The organism is Cupriavidus gilardii (genome assembly GCF_017598945.1).
Classification (GTDB): domain Bacteria; phylum Pseudomonadota; class Gammaproteobacteria; order Burkholderiales; family Burkholderiaceae; genus Cupriavidus; species Cupriavidus gilardii_E.
On sequence record NZ_JAGFTW010000051.1, the window covers coordinates 1 to 16,297 of the forward strand.

17 protein-coding genes are annotated in these 16,297 nt (G+C 68.6%); 9 read left to right on the forward strand and 8 right to left on the reverse strand.

Annotated elements, in window-relative coordinates; translation table 11 throughout:
• Positions 1-465: 465 nt before the first annotated feature.
• From J5T34_RS18910 to J5T34_RS18940, 7 genes are read left to right on the forward strand one after another with little or no spacing between them, the layout of a single operon-like run.
• Positions 466-1,206 carry an SDR family oxidoreductase gene (locus J5T34_RS18910; RefSeq protein ID WP_208581784.1) on the forward strand — a complete coding sequence of 247 codons (741 nt, stop codon included), beginning with the start codon at positions 466-468 and terminating at the stop codon, positions 1,204-1,206.
• Between the two features lie 23 nt (positions 1,207-1,229).
• On the forward strand, positions 1,230-1,871 hold the full coding sequence (locus tag J5T34_RS18915; protein WP_208582018.1) for a D-glycero-alpha-D-manno-heptose-1,7-bisphosphate 7-phosphatase: 642 nt from the start codon (positions 1,230-1,232) through the stop codon (positions 1,869-1,871).
• Positions 1,868-3,073, forward strand: coding sequence for a glycosyltransferase family 9 protein (locus J5T34_RS18920; RefSeq protein WP_208581786.1), 1,206 nt, complete (start codon positions 1,868-1,870; stop codon positions 3,071-3,073). The genes J5T34_RS18915 and J5T34_RS18920 overlap by 4 nt, the downstream gene beginning before the upstream one ends.
• 33 nt (positions 3,074-3,106) lie before the next feature.
• A complete protein-coding gene (locus J5T34_RS18925) occupies positions 3,107-4,873 on the forward strand; it encodes a carbamoyltransferase family protein (RefSeq protein WP_208581788.1) in 1,767 nt (588 codons plus the stop codon).
• Positions 4,860-5,891: a glycosyltransferase family 2 protein gene (locus J5T34_RS18930; protein WP_208581790.1), complete on the forward strand. Its 1,032-nt coding sequence runs from the start codon at positions 4,860-4,862 to the stop codon at positions 5,889-5,891. The genes J5T34_RS18925 and J5T34_RS18930 overlap by 14 nt, the downstream gene beginning before the upstream one ends.
• Positions 5,888-7,015, forward strand: coding sequence for a glycosyltransferase family 9 protein (locus tag J5T34_RS18935; protein WP_208581792.1), 1,128 nt, complete (start codon positions 5,888-5,890; stop codon positions 7,013-7,015). The genes J5T34_RS18930 and J5T34_RS18935 overlap by 4 nt, the downstream gene beginning before the upstream one ends.
• The gene (locus J5T34_RS18940) at positions 7,008-7,955 is read left to right on the forward strand and encodes a glycosyltransferase family 4 protein (protein WP_208581794.1); all 948 of its coding nucleotides are present in this window, start codon (positions 7,008-7,010) and stop codon (positions 7,953-7,955) included. The genes J5T34_RS18935 and J5T34_RS18940 overlap by 8 nt, the downstream gene beginning before the upstream one ends.
• A gap of 310 nt (positions 7,956-8,265) precedes the next feature.
• Here the strand turns inward: J5T34_RS18940 and J5T34_RS18945 are convergent, their stop codons facing one another.
• The 5 genes from J5T34_RS18945 to J5T34_RS18965 are packed head-to-tail and all read right to left on the reverse strand — an operon-like array spanning position 8,266 to position 12,604.
• Positions 8,266-9,201, reverse strand: coding sequence for a glycosyltransferase family 2 protein (locus tag J5T34_RS18945; protein ID WP_244259068.1), 936 nt, complete (start codon positions 9,199-9,201; stop codon positions 8,266-8,268).
• Between the two features lie 14 nt (positions 9,202-9,215).
• Complete coding sequence (locus tag J5T34_RS18950; RefSeq protein ID WP_208581796.1) at positions 9,216-9,950, reverse strand: PIG-L deacetylase family protein; 735 nt, start codon at positions 9,948-9,950, stop codon at positions 9,216-9,218.
• A 3-nt stretch (positions 9,951-9,953) separates the two neighbouring features.
• Complete coding sequence (locus J5T34_RS18955; protein ID WP_208581798.1) at positions 9,954-10,181, reverse strand: hypothetical protein; 228 nt, start codon at positions 10,179-10,181, stop codon at positions 9,954-9,956.
• Positions 10,178-11,320 (reverse strand): UDP-glucuronic acid decarboxylase family protein, encoded by a 1,143-nt coding sequence (locus J5T34_RS18960; RefSeq protein WP_208581800.1) that lies wholly within the window; start codon positions 11,318-11,320, stop codon positions 10,178-10,180. Before J5T34_RS18960 ends, J5T34_RS18955 begins: the two co-directional genes overlap by 4 nt.
• A 12-nt stretch (positions 11,321-11,332) precedes the next feature.
• A complete protein-coding gene (locus J5T34_RS18965; protein ID WP_208581803.1) occupies positions 11,333-12,604 on the reverse strand; it encodes a glycosyltransferase family 4 protein in 1,272 nt (423 codons plus the stop codon).
• Between the two features lie 493 nt (positions 12,605-13,097).
• Between J5T34_RS18965 and J5T34_RS18970 the strand changes: the two genes are divergently transcribed.
• The gene (locus J5T34_RS18970) at positions 13,098-14,111 is read left to right on the forward strand and encodes an SDR family oxidoreductase (RefSeq protein ID WP_208581805.1); all 1,014 of its coding nucleotides are present in this window, start codon (positions 13,098-13,100) and stop codon (positions 14,109-14,111) included.
• Positions 14,112-14,120: 9 nt separating this feature from the next.
• On the forward strand, positions 14,121-14,753 hold the full coding sequence (locus J5T34_RS18975; RefSeq protein ID WP_244259069.1) for a diguanylate cyclase: 633 nt from the start codon (positions 14,121-14,123) through the stop codon (positions 14,751-14,753).
• Here J5T34_RS18975 and J5T34_RS18980 read toward each other — a convergent pair.
• The 3 genes from J5T34_RS18980 to J5T34_RS18990 form a co-directional block, all read right to left on the reverse strand.
• Positions 14,717-15,058: a hypothetical protein gene (locus J5T34_RS18980; protein WP_208581807.1), complete on the reverse strand. Its 342-nt coding sequence runs from the start codon at positions 15,056-15,058 to the stop codon at positions 14,717-14,719. The two genes, J5T34_RS18975 and J5T34_RS18980, sit on opposite strands and share 37 nt — an antisense overlap.
• A 25-nt stretch (positions 15,059-15,083) precedes the next feature.
• Complete coding sequence (locus J5T34_RS18985; RefSeq protein WP_208581809.1) at positions 15,084-15,566, reverse strand: hypothetical protein; 483 nt, start codon at positions 15,564-15,566, stop codon at positions 15,084-15,086.
• Between the two features lie 171 nt (positions 15,567-15,737).
• Positions 15,738-16,043, reverse strand: coding sequence for a hypothetical protein (locus J5T34_RS18990; protein ID WP_208581811.1), 306 nt, complete (start codon positions 16,041-16,043; stop codon positions 15,738-15,740).
• Between the last annotated feature and the right edge of the window lie 254 nt (positions 16,044-16,297).

The following is a 16,297-nucleotide window of genomic DNA, read 5'->3' on the forward strand; positions in this document are numbered from 1 at the left end:
GGCTTAGGCTGAACGCTACCAAGAATTGGACGCCCCGATCCTCGCTCTCCCTCGAACTTGAGCTCGCGCTCAGAGCATGGGTCAATCGATCTGAGGCGTCCGGGACGAATTTTGCAACATACAAGGGTCAGCGGGCCTCCAACCCCGCCGTGCAACTTTTACCAGCCACGGCATAAACGCCAACACCCCCCATGTAACTCCGGACATGGGAAAACCGTTTCCCCCGAAACGGCAAGCCACGGCGCCATCACGCGTCTGGCATGCAATTCGCTGAAGGCATTCCCACAGAGAACCGGATTCGCCGCCGTCGCACGGTGCGGCGGGCAACCGGAAATGGGGAGCGGTGCCGTGCATTCCCCTTTTTCCGTCCCGCCGCAGCGCGTCGCGCTCGCGCCTGCCTCGCGCCGTATCCTTGCGCCCGCGCCGAATCCGGTCATGCCTTCCAAGCCAACATCAGGAGCTGAAATGACCGCTGCGAAAGACGCCAGCCTGCAAGGCAAGACCTTTCTAGTGACCGGAGGAGGGCGCGGGCTGGGCGCCGCGATCTGCCAGAACCTGTCGGCGGCCGGCGCGAACCTGGTGGTCGCCGATGTCGACGAAGGGCTGGCCCGCACCTGCGCCGAACAGCTCGACGCCAGCGGCGAGCGGGCCTATTCGCTGTCCTTCGACGTCGCCGAGCCGGTCGCGGTGCGCTCTGCCTTCGAGCAGGTGCGCGAACGCAGCGGCCGGCTCGACGGCATCGTCAACAACGCCGCCATCGACATCACGCTGCCGGTCGACGAGGTCGAGACCGAACGCTGGCACCGCGTGCTGATGGTCAATCTGTACGGCCCGTATCTGATGTCGCATGCCGTGGTGCCGATGCTCAAGGCGCAGGGCGGCGGCCATATCGTCAATATCGCGTCCACCGCGTCCAAACGCGCCTGGCCGAATGCCTCGGCCTACCACGCCACCAAATGGGGTCTGCTGGGCTTCTCGCACGCGCTGCACGCGGAACTGCGGCCGCACGGCATCAAGGTCTCGGCCATCGTCGCCGGCGGCATGCGTACCCCCTTCCTGCTCGACCGCTTCGCCGATATCGACCAGTCCACCCTGCAGGACCCGGCCAATGTCGCGCGCGCGGTGCGCTTCGTGCTGACCCAGCCCGAAGAGACCGTGATCCCCGAGGTCATGGTGCTGCCGATGAAGGAAACATCGTGGCCGTGATCGACGACCCCGGCGCCGGCGCGGTGGCGGGCGCCGCCGGTCCGGCTGCGGCAGGCAGTGGATTCCCCGGCGCGGTCTTGCTGGACAAGGACGGCACGGTGCTGCAGGACGTGCCGTACAACGTCGACCCCGACAGGATGCGGCTCGCGCCCGGCGCCGCGCGGGCGCTGCGGCGGCTCGGCCGGCTTGGCGTGCCGTTGGTGGTGGTGTCGAACCAGCCCGGCCTCGCGCTCGGCCGCTTCGAACCCGAGGCGCTTGCGCCGATGCGCCAGCGCCTGGGCGAACTGTTCGCGACCCACGGCGCCAGGCTGTCGGGCTTCTTCTTCTGTCCGCATCATCCGGAAGGCGTGGTGCCGCGCTTCACGCGCACCTGCCTGTGCCGCAAGCCGTTGCCGGGACTGCTGCGCCATGCCGCGGCGCTGCTGCGCTTTGACTTGCGCCGCTCCTGGATGATCGGCGACATCCTCGACGACATCGAGGCGGGCCAGCGCGCCGGCTGCCACACCATCCTGGTCGATTGCGGCAACGAGACCGAATGGGTGCGCGGCCCGTACCGCACGCCCGAGCATGTCGTCGCCGATCTGGACCAGGCCGCCCGCATCGTGGTCCGCCACCTGGGCGGCACGGTGCGGCACGCCGAACGTTGCCGGGTGGAGGCCTCATGACGATGACGGCATGGCGCGACGCCAAACGCATCCTGTGCGTGCGGCTGGACAATATGGGCGATGTGTTGATGACCACGCCCGCGATGCAGGCGCTGAAGGACAGCGACCCGTCCCGTCATCTGACCTTGCTGACCTCGAGCGGCGCCGCGGCGCTGGCCAGCCACCTGCCGATGATCGATACGCTGCTGACCTGGGATGCGCCCTGGGTGAAAGGCAACGGCACCGGCAACCGCACCGCCAGCAGCGTGCTGCCGTGGGCCCAGCGGCTGCAGGCCGCGCGCTTCGACGCGGCGGTGATCTTCACCGTCTACAGCCAGAACCCGTTGCCGGCCGCGCTGCTCTGCACGATGGCCGGCATTCCGCTGCGGCTCGCGCATTGCCGCGAGAACCCGTACGAACTGCTCAGCGACTGGGTGCCGGAGACCGAACCGCAAGCGCAGGTCCGTCACGAGACCCAACGCCAGCTCGATCTGGTCGCCACGGTCGGCGCGGTGCCGGCGGACTCGCGGCTGCGCTTCCGCGTGCAGCCGCACGATCGGCGCGCGGTGCAGCGGCTGCTGCAACGCTGGCAGGGGGAGGGCGAGGGCCAGGGTGAGGGAGCACGTGCCGCGCCCCCTCGCTGCGTGGTGATGCACCCCGGCGCCACCGCCGAGTCGCGCCGCTGGCCGGCGCCGCGCTTTGCCGAGGTCGCGCGCACGCTGGCCGAACAGGATGGCGCGCTGGTGCTGCTGACCGGGGGCGTCGGCGAGCAGCCGCTGGTCAACAGCGTACGCAGCGCCGCGGACCACCCGCACGTGGTCGGCATCGCTGGCGAGCTGACGCTGGGCCAGATGGGCGCGCTGATCGAGCATGCCGATCTGCTGATCTCGAACAACAGCGGGCCGGTGCATTTGTCGGCTGCGCTCGGCACGCCGGTGGTCGATCTCTACGCGCTGACCAATCCGCAGCACACGCCGTGGCAGGTGCCGCACCGCACGCTGTATGCCGACGTGCCGTGCCGCTATTGCTACAAGAGCGTCTGCCCGCAGCAGCACCACCGTTGCCTGACCGATGTCGACGTGGCGCAGGTCGTCGCCGCGGCGCGCGAACTGCTGGCCGGCGTGCCGGCTGTCGAGGATGCGCTGCCGCCGCTGATTGTGCCGGCCCCCGTCATGCCCCCGTTGCCGCCGGTGCGCGCCAGTGGCGCGGTGCTGGCCACCTGAATCCGACAGAAGGAATCGCGCTGAGGAGCCGCCATGTACACGCTTGGAATCAACGCCGCCTATCACGACACCTCCGCCTGCCTGGTGCGAGACGGCGAGGTCATTGCCGCGGCGGAAGACGAACGGTTCACGCACATCAAGCACGGCAAGCGGCCGGTGCCTTTCACGGCCTGGGAGCTGCCCTACCATGCGATCGACTACTGCCTGAAGGAGGCCGGCATCACGCTGGCCGACATCGACCATGTCGCCTATTCCTTCGATCCGGCGGTGATGCTGGGCGAGCGGCGCGACGACGAAACGGTGACGCTGCCGCTCGAGCCGTCGCGCCATGCGAAGCCGGGCGTGGCCGATTCCCCGTGGGATCCGCTGTTCCTGTCCTATGTCGTCAACGCGCCGCGGCAGCTGATTTCGGGCGTGCCGCACCATCTGCAGAAGCGCTTCGCCACCGTGCGCAGCAGTGCCGAGGCGCCGTACCGCTGGCACTACGTCGAGCACCATATGGCGCACGAGGCCAGCGCCTTCCTGGCAGCGCCGTTCGATCGCTGCGCGGTGCTGACGATGGACGGCCGCGGCGAGCGTGCGACCACCAGCTATGGCGTGTTCGACGGGCGCGACTACCGTCGCATCAAGCAGATCGATCTGCCCGATTCGCTGGGGCTGCTCTATGAACGCGTGACGCGGCACCTTGGCTTCCTGCATTCGTCGGACGAGTACAAGGTGATGGCGCTGGCCTCGTATGGCGAGCCGACCCGTGCGGACGTGTTCCGCGCGATGGTGCACGGCGACCGCGAGGGCGGCTACCGCATCGACCAGGTCGATCTGGAAGCGGTGCTGGGGCCGCCGCGCGTGCGGGGCAGCGAATTCACGCGCGAGCATTTCAATATCGCCCGCTCGCTGCAGCTGGTGCTGGAGGAGACCGTGCTGGGGATGACGGCGTGGCTCGCCGCCGAAACCGGCGAGCGCAAGCTGGCGATGGCCGGTGGCGTCGCGCTCAATTGCGTGATGAACGCGCGGGTGCGCGACCAGGGCGCCTTCGACGAAGTGTGGGTGCAGCCGGCCGCCGGCGATGCCGGCACCGCGCTCGGCGCGGCGCTGTGGATCGACTGGCAGCAGCGCGGCAAGCCGGCGCGCCGCTGGGCGATGGAGCACGCCTATTACGGCCCGGCCTTCGACGAGCAGGAGATCGCTGCCTTCCTGGACCAGGCCAAGCTGCCGTACCGCAGGCTGGACGACGTCGCGGGCGAGACCGCCGAGCTGCTCGCGCAGAACAAGATCATCGGCTGGTTCCAGGGCCGCATGGAGTTCGGCCCGCGTGCGCTGGGCGGCCGCTCGATCCTGGCCTCCCCGATCGATCCGTCGATGCAGCAGAAGCTGAACCTGATCAAGGACCGCGAAGACTTCCGGCCGGTGGCACCCGTGGTGATGGAGGAGCGCGCCGCCGAATGGTTTACCGCGGCCTGTCCCGGCAACTGGCGCGCGCCGTTCATGCTGTTCGTCTTCAACGTCAAGTCGGGACGCGAGGATCGCATTCCGGCGGTCTGCCACGTCGATGGCACCGCCCGCGTGCAGACCGTGCGGCGGGAGCAGAACCCTGCCTACTACGACGTGCTGGCGGCATTCGAGCAGCGCACCGGCGTGCCGATCCTGGTCAATACCTCGTTCAACACGCGGGGCGAGCCGATCGTCTGCACACCGCGCGATGCGGTCGAATGCTTCTGGACCTCGCCGCTCGATGCGCTGGTGATCGGTCCGTTCCTGCTGGAAAAGCCTGTGCGGGAGGGCGCCCATGCCGCTGCATGACCCCGCGGACGAAGCGATCGGCAACGACGAGACCGCGAACATCGAGCCGCTGGTCTCGGTCGTGATCCCGACCTACCGCCGCCCGGACCTGCTGCACCGCTGCCTGCGCGCGATCGGGGTGCAGCAGTTCGGCGCCGGCACGTTCGAGGTGATCGTCGCCGATGACGGTTGCCAGCCCGAGGTCGAGCGTCTGGTCAGCGAGCTCGCGGGCGTGTGGCCGCGCTGCACGCTGCGCTATCTGGCGGTGCCGGACACGCAAGGGCCGGCCGCCGCGCGCAATGCCGGCTGGCGCATCGCCCGTGCGTCGGTGATCGCGTTCACCGACGACGACACCATCCCCGATCCCGGCTGGCTGCGCGAAGGCTGCCGCGCCCTGTCGACCTCGCCGCAATGCTGCGCGATGACGGGCAAGGTGGTGGTGCCGCTGCCGGCGCGCCCGACCGACCATCAGCGCGATACCGGTGGCCTTGCCACCGCGGAATTCGTCACCGCCAACTGCTTCGTCCGCAAGGAGGCGCTGCTGAAGGTCGGCGGCTTCGACGAACGCTTTACGCGCGCCTGGCGCGAGGATTCCGATCTGCAGTTCCGCCTGCTGCAGCAGGTCGGTCCGATCGGCAACGCACCCGGCGCGATGGTGGTGCATCCGGTGCGGCCGGCGCCGTGGGGCAGCAGCATCGCTGCGCAATCCAAGGTGTTCTTCGACGCGCTGCTGTACAAGAAGCATCCCCGCTGGTATCGCGAGCGCATCCGCCCGATTCCGCCGTGGCACTACTACGTGTCGATGCTCGGCTTGCTGGTGGCGTTGATCGCCGCGCTGGCCGGTCATGCGCCGCTCGCATGGACCGGCTTCGGCGTCTGGCTTGCGCTGACGGCCTGGTTCTGCATCCGCCGGCTGCGCGGCGCCGCGCTGACACCTTCGCATGTCGCCGAGATGATCGCGACTTCGATTCTGATTCCCCCGCTTTCCCTGTACTGGCGCCTGCGCGGCGCCCTTGCCTTCAAGGTTGGTTTCCTATGATCAGATTCGCGGAGCGTCCGCGCCGGATCGCCGTATTCCGAGCGCTGCAACTGGGTGACATGCTGTGCGCGGTGCCGGCCTTGCGCGCACTGCGCAAGGCCGAGCCCGATGCAACCATCACCCTGATCGGCCTGCCGTGGGCCGCCTCGTTCGTCGAGCGCTTCTCGCATCTGGTCGACGATCTGATGGTGTTTCCAGGGGCGCCGGGGATGCCGGAGCAGCCGATCCGCGCGGAGGAGACCGAAGCCTTCTACCGGCAGGCGCGCGAGCGCCAGTTCGATCTGGCGATCCAGCTGCATGGCAGCGGGCTGGTGACCAACGCGATCGTGCGGCAATTGGGCGCCCGCCAGATGGCCGGATTTCGGCCGGTGCCGGCGGCGCCGACCGCGGGCCGCTCCGAACGCAAATGGATGCCCGGCGCGCTGTCGTACGGTGCGCGTCCGCTCAACGAGCTGTTGATCGACTGGCCGGGCGGCAACGAGATCGAGCGGCTGCTGGCGCTGACCAGCCGGCTCGGCTATCCGTCCGATGGCACCCAGCTCGAATTTCCGCTGCGGCCCGCGGACAACGCGGCGTGGCAGCGGCTGGCGCTGATGTACGACCTGATGCCCGGCAATTTCATCTGCATCCATCCCGGTGCGCGCATGCATTCGCGCCGCTGGCCGGTCGAGCGTTTCGCCGCGGTGGCGGAGCAACTGCGCCAGCACTGGAAGATCGTGGTGACCGGTACTCCGGACGAGGCCGATCTGGCGGCGCAGTTGTGCGGCGCGCTCGGCTCGCCGGTGATCAACCTGTGCGGCAAGACCGATCTTGGCGCGATGGCCGCGGTCGTGAAGCACGCGCGGCTGCTGTTGTGCAACGACACCGGCGCCTCGCATATCGCCGCGGCGATGCGCACGCCCAGCGTGGTGGTCTCGTGCGGCAGCGACAGCGCGCGCTGGGCGCCGCTGGATACCACGCGCCATCGCGTGCTGGCCGACTATCCGGCGTGCCGTCCGTGCATGCATCAGGATTGCCCGGTGGGCCATCTCTGTGCCGAGGGCGTGGAGGTCGACGACGTGGTGGCGGCCGCGATGGCGATGATCGGGCAGTCGCGCGAGACGCAGGAGGTCAGCCATGCCTGAACGGCTGCGCATCCTGACCTGGCACGTTCACGGCAACTACCTGTACTACCTGTCGCAGATCCCGCACGACCTGTATCTGGTGACCAAGCCGGGTTCGCCGCCCGGCTACGCCGGCGCGGTCGGCGCGCTGCCGTGGGGCGACAACGTGCACGAGGTCGCCTACGACGATGTGCCGAAGTCCGAGTTCGATTGCGTGCTGTACCAGCACCAACGCCATTGGGACAGCGATCGCGAAACGCTGCTGACCGAGGCGCAGCGGCGGCTGCCGACGATCTTTCTGGAACACGATCCGCCGCAGCAGCATCCGACCGCGACCGTGCATCCGGTGCAGGACCCGAACGTGATGCTGGTCCACGTGACGCCGTTCAATGCGCTGATGTGGGACAGCGGCGTGACGCCGCACTGCGTGATCGAGCACGGCGTGCTGGTCGATCCGTCGGTGCGTTACAGCGGGGAGGCACCGCGCGGCATCAGCGTGGTCAACAATCTGACCAAACGGGGCCGCCGGCTGGGCGCAGATATCTTTGCGCAGGCGCGCGAGCAGGTGCCGCTCGATCTGGTCGGCATGGCGGCCGAGGAGGCCGGCGGGCTGGGCGAGGTGCCCAATCCCGAGCTGGCGGCCTTTATTGCGCGCTACCGGTTCTTCTTCAATCCGATCCGCTATACGAGCCTGGGCTTGGCCGTGGTCGAGGCGATGATGATCGGCATGCCGGTGGTCGGAATGGCGACGACCGAGATGTCGACGGCCATCCGCAACGAATACAACGGCTATGTCGATACGCGGCTCGATCGGCTGGTCGAGGTGATGCGACGGCTGATCGACGATCCGGGCCTGGCCAGGGAATGGGGCGAGCAGGCGCGCGCGAGCGCCAGGGAGCGCTTCGGGATTGGGCGCTTTGTGGAGGATTGGTGTGGGGTGTTGAGGCAGGTGGCGCAGTAAGGTTGGGATAGTGGGGCGTTGTCGCGGAGCGTACGCCCACTTGCCCTCTCCCCGGCCCTCTCCCGCAAGCGGGAGAGGGAGAACACAGTCGGTTCACCAAGAGCACGCTGGTTTGCTGCTCTTCCCAGCAAGCGGGAGAGGGAGAACACAGTCGGTTCACCGAGAGCCCGCTGGTTTGCTGCTTCCCAGCAAGCGGGAGGGGGTGAACACCATCGGCCTTCGCAAGCCTGCGGGTTCGCTCCCCTCTCCCGCTTGCGGGAGAGGGGCTGGGGGAGAGGGCAGGCGGCGCTGGCTAACCGCCGCCGCACCATCACCGCATCTGCGCCGACCCCAGATAACGCCGCAACCGCTGCACCGTCGGCGGAATCACCGTGCGCTCGCGCAGAACCCACGGCAGCCCACGCGCGGTATCGACGCATCCCGCCAGTCCGCCTTCACGCAGCAGCGCCGGTACCATGCGCACGCTCTCGCGCAGCGCCGCGCCGGCGGGCAGACGCAGCCAGGCCGACCAGATCGCATTGCGCGCCAGCAAGCGGCGGCGCATCTTGTGCGCGCGTATCGGGCAGGGCTGGTGGTAGGCGATCAGGTCGGGGCAATAGACCAGATGCCAGCCCAGCGCCGCCAGGTCCAGCGCCAGCAGCGTTTCCTCTCCACCGATGAACAGCCGCGGATGGTAGCCGCCGGCGCGGCGGTACGCATCCACGCGAAACACCGTCGCGCCGGCCAGCAGGCCGAGAATCGCCTTGCCCGGCAGCCCCGCCGAAGGCAGCGGACTGTCGGCCATGATGCGGCTGATCGGATCGGTCTGCGGCTCGCCGTCGTCGCGCACCACCTTCAGATGCGCCGTCAGTGCGGCGACGTCCGGGTGCCGGTCCAGCGTGTCGGCGGCCAGTTTCAATGCGCCGGGGTGCCACCAGGTATCGTCGTCGCAGAACGCGACATAGGGCGTGCGCGCCCAATCGACGCCGACATTGCGCGCCGCCGCGCCGAGGTTTGCGGGTAGCCGCAGCAAGGCCGCCTGCGGGAAGTCCTGGCGCACCATGTCCGCGGTGCCATCGGTCGAGCCGTTGTCGACGACGGCGAGCGCGGGCCGTTCCGGCAGCGCGCACAGGCGCGTCAGCGTGGCGCGCAGCCATTCGCGTCGGTTGTAGGTCAACACCACCACGCTGACGCGCGCTTCGGTGTTCGTCCACGCCCGCGCCGTCGCCTGCGCTTGCCGGTCCCGAGCCAGCGCAGGCGCCGTCATGCCATCCGCTGCGTTCACACGCTGCCCTCGCTGGTGCAGGCGGTCTGGGCCTCGGTCGCATCGCCGGCGCTGGCCTCCCACTGCCAATAGCGCTCCGGCGCGCTCAGATCGCTGATGGTATTGGAGTCGAACATGGCCAGCTGGCTGGCGTAGGCGTTGCAGGCGCGGGCCTTGGTGGCGGTGTGTTCGCCGATGGCCAGGTCCACCGGCGTGGACACGGTGCCGGCCGCATGCCAGCGCGCCAGCAGCTTGTGCAGCATGCCGGGCTTGCGCCGGTAGATCGCCTCTTCGTAATAGAGCCAGGGCGGGCCGCCGTGATCGCGTTCGCGCCACAGCCGCGCGCATGCCTCGTGTACCAGCGTGTGGTCGGAATGGTAGAGACCGCACGGCGCCACCACCGCGCAGGCGTTATGCAGCGAGATCACCTTCGACAGCTGGGCGGCGATCTCGCCTACGGTGTGAGGCCGGTTGTACTGGCTGTCGAAGAAATCGAGCCAGACCGGTTGCGCGTCGAGGAGGGCCAGCCCGGCGCGGTCTTCCTCGCGCCGCGCCAGCATCGCCTGCGCGGCGCTGGAGAAGCCGGCGCGCCGGTCCCAATCCGGCGCCGGCATGTCGACCGGCGGCACGCCGGCGAAGACGGTGACGACCACGGAGCCGGGACAAGCCGCCAGCAGATTGCCGCAGCTGAATACGGCGTCGTCCAGGTGCGGCGATATGACCACCAGGGGGACGGAGACCGACAGGGACATGGTTCAATCCGGTTCGGTTTGCGGGTCCGCGATGGTGCAAGGATCGCGCCAATCGGTGGCGCGCACGGCCGTGGTATTCCGGTGTGCAAAGCTGTCGGCGGCCCAGTAGATCTTGCACGAGGGCAGATCGCCGAGCTCGCGATAGAGCCCGCTGCGCGCCGCATGCAGCGCCTCGGCGCGGCGGCGATGCCATTCCAGCCGGTAGACCAGGAAGGTGATATTGCCGCTCATCGCGTCGCTCCCCTCGGGCCGGGCCTCGCGCCGCGCCGCTGCGGGATCGCGGCCACGCCGGCGGCCGCCTGCACCGCCTGTGCCGCTGCCACCAGACCATCGGCCTGCGGCGCCGCGGTGCCGCTGACCGTGCCGCTGACCGTGTCGTTCATCGTGTCGTTGACCGCGGGCGCCGGCATGCCGGCACCGCGCGCCAGCCGCTCGGCGAAGTAGGCCACCGTGCGGCGCAGCCCCTCGTCCAGATCGATGCGCGGCGCCCACTGCAGCTGCAGGCCCGCCTGCGTGATATCGGGGCAACGCTGGCGCGGATCGTCCTCGGGCAGCGGGCGCATCACGATCGGCGCCGACGAGCCGGTCGCCGCCAGCACCTTGCGGGCGATCTCGAGCATCGACAGTTCGCAAGGGTTGCCGAGGTTGATCGGCGTGCTGTGGTCGCCGGGCGCTTCCATCAACCGGATCAGTCCTTCGATCAGATCGTCGACATAGCAGAACGAGCGCGTCTGCGAGCCATCGCCATAGACCGTCAGCGGCTGGCCCGACAGGGCCTGGGTGATGAAGTTGGACACCACGCGGCCATCGGCCGGATGCATGCGGGGCCCGTAGGTATTGAAGATGCGCGCGATACGCACGTCGACGCCGTGCTGGCGGTGGTAGTCCATGAACAGCGTCTCCGCGCAGCGCTTGCCTTCGTCGTAGCACGAGCGCGGACCGATCGGATTGACGTGGCCCCAGTACGACTCCTGCTGCGGATGGCAGTCCGGGTCGCCGTAGACCTCGCTCGTCGACGCCTGCAGGATGCGCGCCTTCACGCGCTTGGCCAGTCCCAGCATGTTGATCGCGCCGTGCACGCTCGTCTTGGTGGTCTGCACCGGATCGCTCTGGTAGTGGACCGGCGAGGCGGGGCAGGCGAGGTTGTAGATCTGGTCGACCTCGACATAGAGCGGAAAGGTCACGTCGTGACGCATCAGCTCGAAATTCGGCTCGCGCAGCAGGTGCGCGATGTTGTCCTTGCTGCCGGTATAGAAGTTGTCCACGCACAGCACGTCGTGCCCGGCCTGAACCAGTCGGTCGCACAGATGCGAGCCGAGAAAGCCCGCGCCTCCGGTGACCAGCACGCGGCGTCGATTGGCTTCTTTCATGAGGGGCTCCGTTCAGGCCGCCACTTGCGGCGTTTGCGCGGTTTCGTCGACGGTGACGCCGGCAAGCCGCGCGTACACCGCTTCCATGCGCGCGGCGACACCGGCCCAGGTGAAGTGTGCGTGCGCGCGGCGGCGGCCGGATGCACCCATGCGCTCGGCCAGCGTCGGATCGCAGGCGAGGCGCGCCAGCCGCGCGGCCAGCGCGGGCGGATCGTTGGGCGGCACCAGATAGCCGGTGCGGCCGTTCAGCACGGTGCTGCGGATGCCGCCGACCGCGGCGCCGATCACCGGCACGCCGCAGGCCATCGCCTCGACCGGCGTGATGCCGAACGGCTCGTACCACGGCGTGGTGACGAACACATCGGCCGCGCTGTAGAACAGCCGCAACTGGTCGCGGCCGCGGCGGCCGACGAAGGTGACCGCGTCGACCACGCCTTCCTCGGCGGCGATCTTTTGCAGCCGGCCGATCTCTGGCGTGGCGGCGGGGCTGGGCTGATCGGAGTTGCCGCCTACGACATAGAGCCGCGCACGCAGGCCGAACGCACGCCGCAGTTCGCCCATCGCGCGCACCACATTGTCGATGCCCTTGCGCGGCACCATGCGGCCGAGCTGCAGCACCGAGAATTCGTGTGACGGCCACCCGAGCGCGCGGCGCGCCTCGAGCCGCGGCACCGGCGAGAATTCGTCGCCATCGAAGCCGCAGGGCACCGTTTCGATGGCGCCGGGATCGGCGCCGTACAGGCGGATCAGATCGTGCCGATCCTGCGGGCACTCGGCGATCACGCAGTCCGACTCGCGTACCAGCCGCTCCTCGATCTCGAAGCGGCAATCGGGAAAGCCATCGGCGCTGCCCTGGTGCTGGCGCCTGACTTTGCCGAGCGCATGGAAGGTCATCACCAGCGGAATATCAAGCTTTTGCTTGACTCGCAGCGCAGCCAGACCCGACATGAAGAAGTTCGCGTGCATCACCATATAGCCGACGCGATCGCGCGCCATGAATTCGGCCATATAGGTGCCGAAGTCATCCATGTAAGGCAGCAGCTGTTCCTTGGGCACGTGGACCGCCGGGCCCGCGGGAACATGAATGACACGCACATTGGGGGCGAACGCCACGACCTCGGGCAGCAGGCCCTTGTCGCGACGTGTGAACACGTCGACCGGATAGCCGCGCTTGCCAAGATGGCGCGCCAGCTGCGCCACGTAGATATTCTGTCCGCCGCTATCCACGCTGCCCGGTCCGGCCAGTGGGGAAGCGTGCTCGCTGATCAACGCGATCCTTTGCATGGTGGGCTCCCAGGGGAGCGAGCTGCCAGCCGTCACAGCCGCGATCCGCTCGCTTGTAGAGCCAGCGTGATTGCAGCTTGCATGCCAGCATGCGACTTCTCAGGCTGTTGATGCGTTGCCGATGGCGAGAGCCGTTATAACGCTTCTCGTTCGGTTCCGATGGCGCACAAAAAATCTGCCGGCGCGCGCGCCGCAGCGCGCAGGACGGTATGACGAAATTGCAGCGTTTTGTAATACGCGCCCGCAGTACGCGCCAGCGTCGCCCGTTCGAGCGTGGCGTCGGTGCCAGGTGCGCGAGAGTCGGCGCATACCGGGTGTCGAATCGCGTGGTGCGATCGGGAACGCTACTTGCGAGAGGCCCAGAGCCGCCGGCCGCGAGGCCCGTGCCGGCGGCCACAGGCGTCGCTATCTCGACCCGATCGATTCGCGCAGCGCGATGAAGAGACGAAGCGACGTCATTCATGGAGACGCGGGCCGCTGGAGTAGCAAGCAGATGAGAATGACGCTGAAGAAAATCGGGTCCCAGGTCATCGTGATCACCGGCGCCACCAGCGGTGTCGGCCTGCTGGCCGCCCGCAAGGCCGCCGCGCGCGGCGCGAAACTGGTCCTTGCCGCACGCAGCGAAGAAGCGCTGCACCAGCTTGCCGAACAATTGCGCGAGGGCGGATCCGAAGTGATCACCGTACCGACCGACGTCGGCGATCTCGAGGCGGTCAAGGCGCTGGCGCAAGCGGCGATCGAGCGCTTCGGCGGCTTCGACACCTGGGTCAACAACGCCGGCGTGACGATCTACGGCCGCTACAACGAAGTCCCGGTGGACGACCAGCGCAAGCTGTTCGATACCAACTACTGGGGTGTGGTGCACGGCTCGCTGGTCGCGGCCGCGCATCTGCGCGAACGGGGCGGCGCCATCATCAATATGGGCAGCGAAGCCTCCGACGTGCCATTGCCGCTGCAGAGCGCCTATGCGGCGTCCAAGCATGCGATCAAGGGCTTTACGGATTCGCTGCGGCTCGAGCTCGAGCAGGAACGGGCGCCGGTGTCGGTGACGCTGATCAAGCCGGCGGCGCTCGATACGCCGTTCGCGAGCCACGCGAAGAACTATCTGGACGTCGAGCCGGAGCTGGCCCCGCCGGTCTACGATCCGGAGATGGCGGCCGAGGCGATCCTGTTCGCCGCCGAGCATCCCCGCCGCGACATGTTCGTCGGCGCGGCCTCCAAGGCAATGTCGTCGGCTGCTTACCATATGCCCGCGCTGTACGACCGCGTGATGCGGCGCTTCCTCGGAAGGGCGCAGTGCACCGCCCGTCCGGCCGGTCCGCGCGAGAACAATGCACTGTTCCAGGCCACCAATGACCTGGTCGAGCGCGAGGGCCGCCGGCACGTAGTGCGGACTTGTCCCTATACCGCCAGCACGCGCCATCCGGTGATGACGGGCGCGATGGTGGTCGGCGCCTCTCTGGCGCTGGCGGCCGCCCTGGGCATGCGGCGCACGCGCATGCGATGAGCGGGGACGATGGCCGAGGCCGCCACGCTGATCCTGATGTTTGCCCTCGTCCCGCTATGGCTGGTGGCGGGACTGGGCGACTGGGCCTGCCATCGTCGCGAACGGATCGAACGCAACGCCGGCACCTACGAATCGGCCCTGCACCTGCTGATGCTGATCGAGGTTGGGGTGCCGGTGCTGCTTGCGCTGTTCTTCGAGGTCAATGCGCTGGTGCTGGCGATCATGATCGTCGCCGTGCTCGTGCATGCGGCCACCGCCTGGTGGGATGTCCACTACACGTATGGGCGAAGGATCATCGGGCCGACCGAGCAGCACATGCACGGTCTGCTGGAGGTGTTGCCGTTGTCCGCGCTCGCGCTGGTAGCGGTCGCGCACTGGCCGCAGGCGCTGGCGCTGTTCGGCCTGGGCGATCAGGCCGCCGATTTCTCGCTGACGCCGAAGCAGCCGCCGCTGCCCGGCTGGTATCTGGCCGTGGCGCTGGTCGCGACGGCGCTATGCGGCGTGTTGCCTTTCGTGGAAGAGTTTCTCCGCTGCCGCCGCTGGCGGCGACAGCATGGCGTCGATCCCGAGCCGGACACGGCGGAACGGGAAGGCCGATTGGGTGATCAGCCGACTCGGCGCCAGCTTCGCACGACCAGATAGACCCCATAGGCGGCAGCCAGCGCGAACACGATGCCGACCACCACGGCGTTGTCGCTGCCGCCCGCGCTGGGCAGGCGCGCCAGCCAGCCTTCTCCACCCAGCCAGATCACGGCCTCGTGCGCACCGGCAACCACCAGCAGCGTCATCGCGAGCGCGTCCAGCACGCGCATCCAGGCGGGCCGCGTGATGGGTGGTGCGATGGGTGGCGTGACCGGATCGGCCGATGTACGGCGCAGATCGGCCGGGGTGGTCTGCGGGTTCTGCGGATTAGGCGAGTTCGGCGAGTTCGGCGGATTCGTTTGCATCGACTTTGCCTGTTGCCTCGGCGGGCTAACGGTGCGGCGTGGGCCGGGTGGCGACGGGCCGCGAGGGCGAACGGCGCGTTGTCGCCGGGTAATGCTCGCGCGTCAATTGTTCGAGCACGCGCAGCAGGTCCGCCGCCTCGTGGTAGTAGCGAATCAGCAACGGCCGCAGCATCGGATCCTCCAGCTCGCTGCGCAGCAGCGCACCGCAGGCCGCGACCGAACGGCCCGCCCGACGGCAGGCCAGCTGCAGCGGCGTATCGCCCGGCCGTTCTCGGTGCGCGGCGCCGTCGCTGTGCGGCGACGGCGCGGCCGGACTGACCGCCCGGTGCGACAGATCGGCGGCCGCGCGCCGCTGCAGGTTGGCGCGGTGGATCAGCAGCGCGCGCAATTGCGGATCGGCGGCGCCTACCGACGCGGCTTCGAGCGCCTGTCCGCAGAGCGCGGCCAGTTCGCCCAATGCCGCCAGCATGGCGGTCGGGTCGTCTGGGGACGGAATGGTCGATTTCACGGTAGGCGGGCGGTTGGGCAAACGGGCTTGGGCAAACACGGCGATCTCGCTTGGCAAGAGGGCCGAGGTCGTGCGGATTCGTTCCGGATGCGGCGTGCGGGACCGGGCCGGGAATGGCTGCGTGCTGATGCCGGCGTGCTCTAGTGTTTTAGGACGTTTTTGGCGATCGGTTCAGATGTTTTCCACCGGTGGCTCACTTTCTTCGGGATTGCCGCCCGGGCGCTTGACCGAGGGAGGCTCGCCGTTTTCATCGGGCAGGTCGCGCCCGGCCGCGGGGTCGGACTCGCGCGCCGGGGAACTGCCGCTGTCGCGCTGGCCGTCGTGGCCGCCGGCATCCGGCGCGCTCTGCGCCGGGGTGGGGCTCGAGCCCTGGTCCTTGCGCTGGCCCACGGGATCGCTGGTTTGCCGCCCGGTGTCGCCGCCGTTGGCCGATTCGCCGTCAGGCGATGCGTTTCCGGGCCGAGGTTCTGTTGCCATGCGTCCACTCCGTCGAAGGCAAGTTGCACTTCCGATGCAAGGAGCACTAACCATGCCAGTCGATCCCAGGCCGCGGCAGGCCCCGCGGCGGGGCAATCTGCTGGGGGCGAGCCGGGTTTCCGGCCGGTTTTACATGGACGTTGTAATTCATTGGGCCCGCGCGCGCCGCATCTATCGTTTTTGACGCTCCCGCTGTTGCAGCCGCGTTGCCGCTCACTAAGCTGGCTCGCACCCGGCCGAACGGCGACGTCACG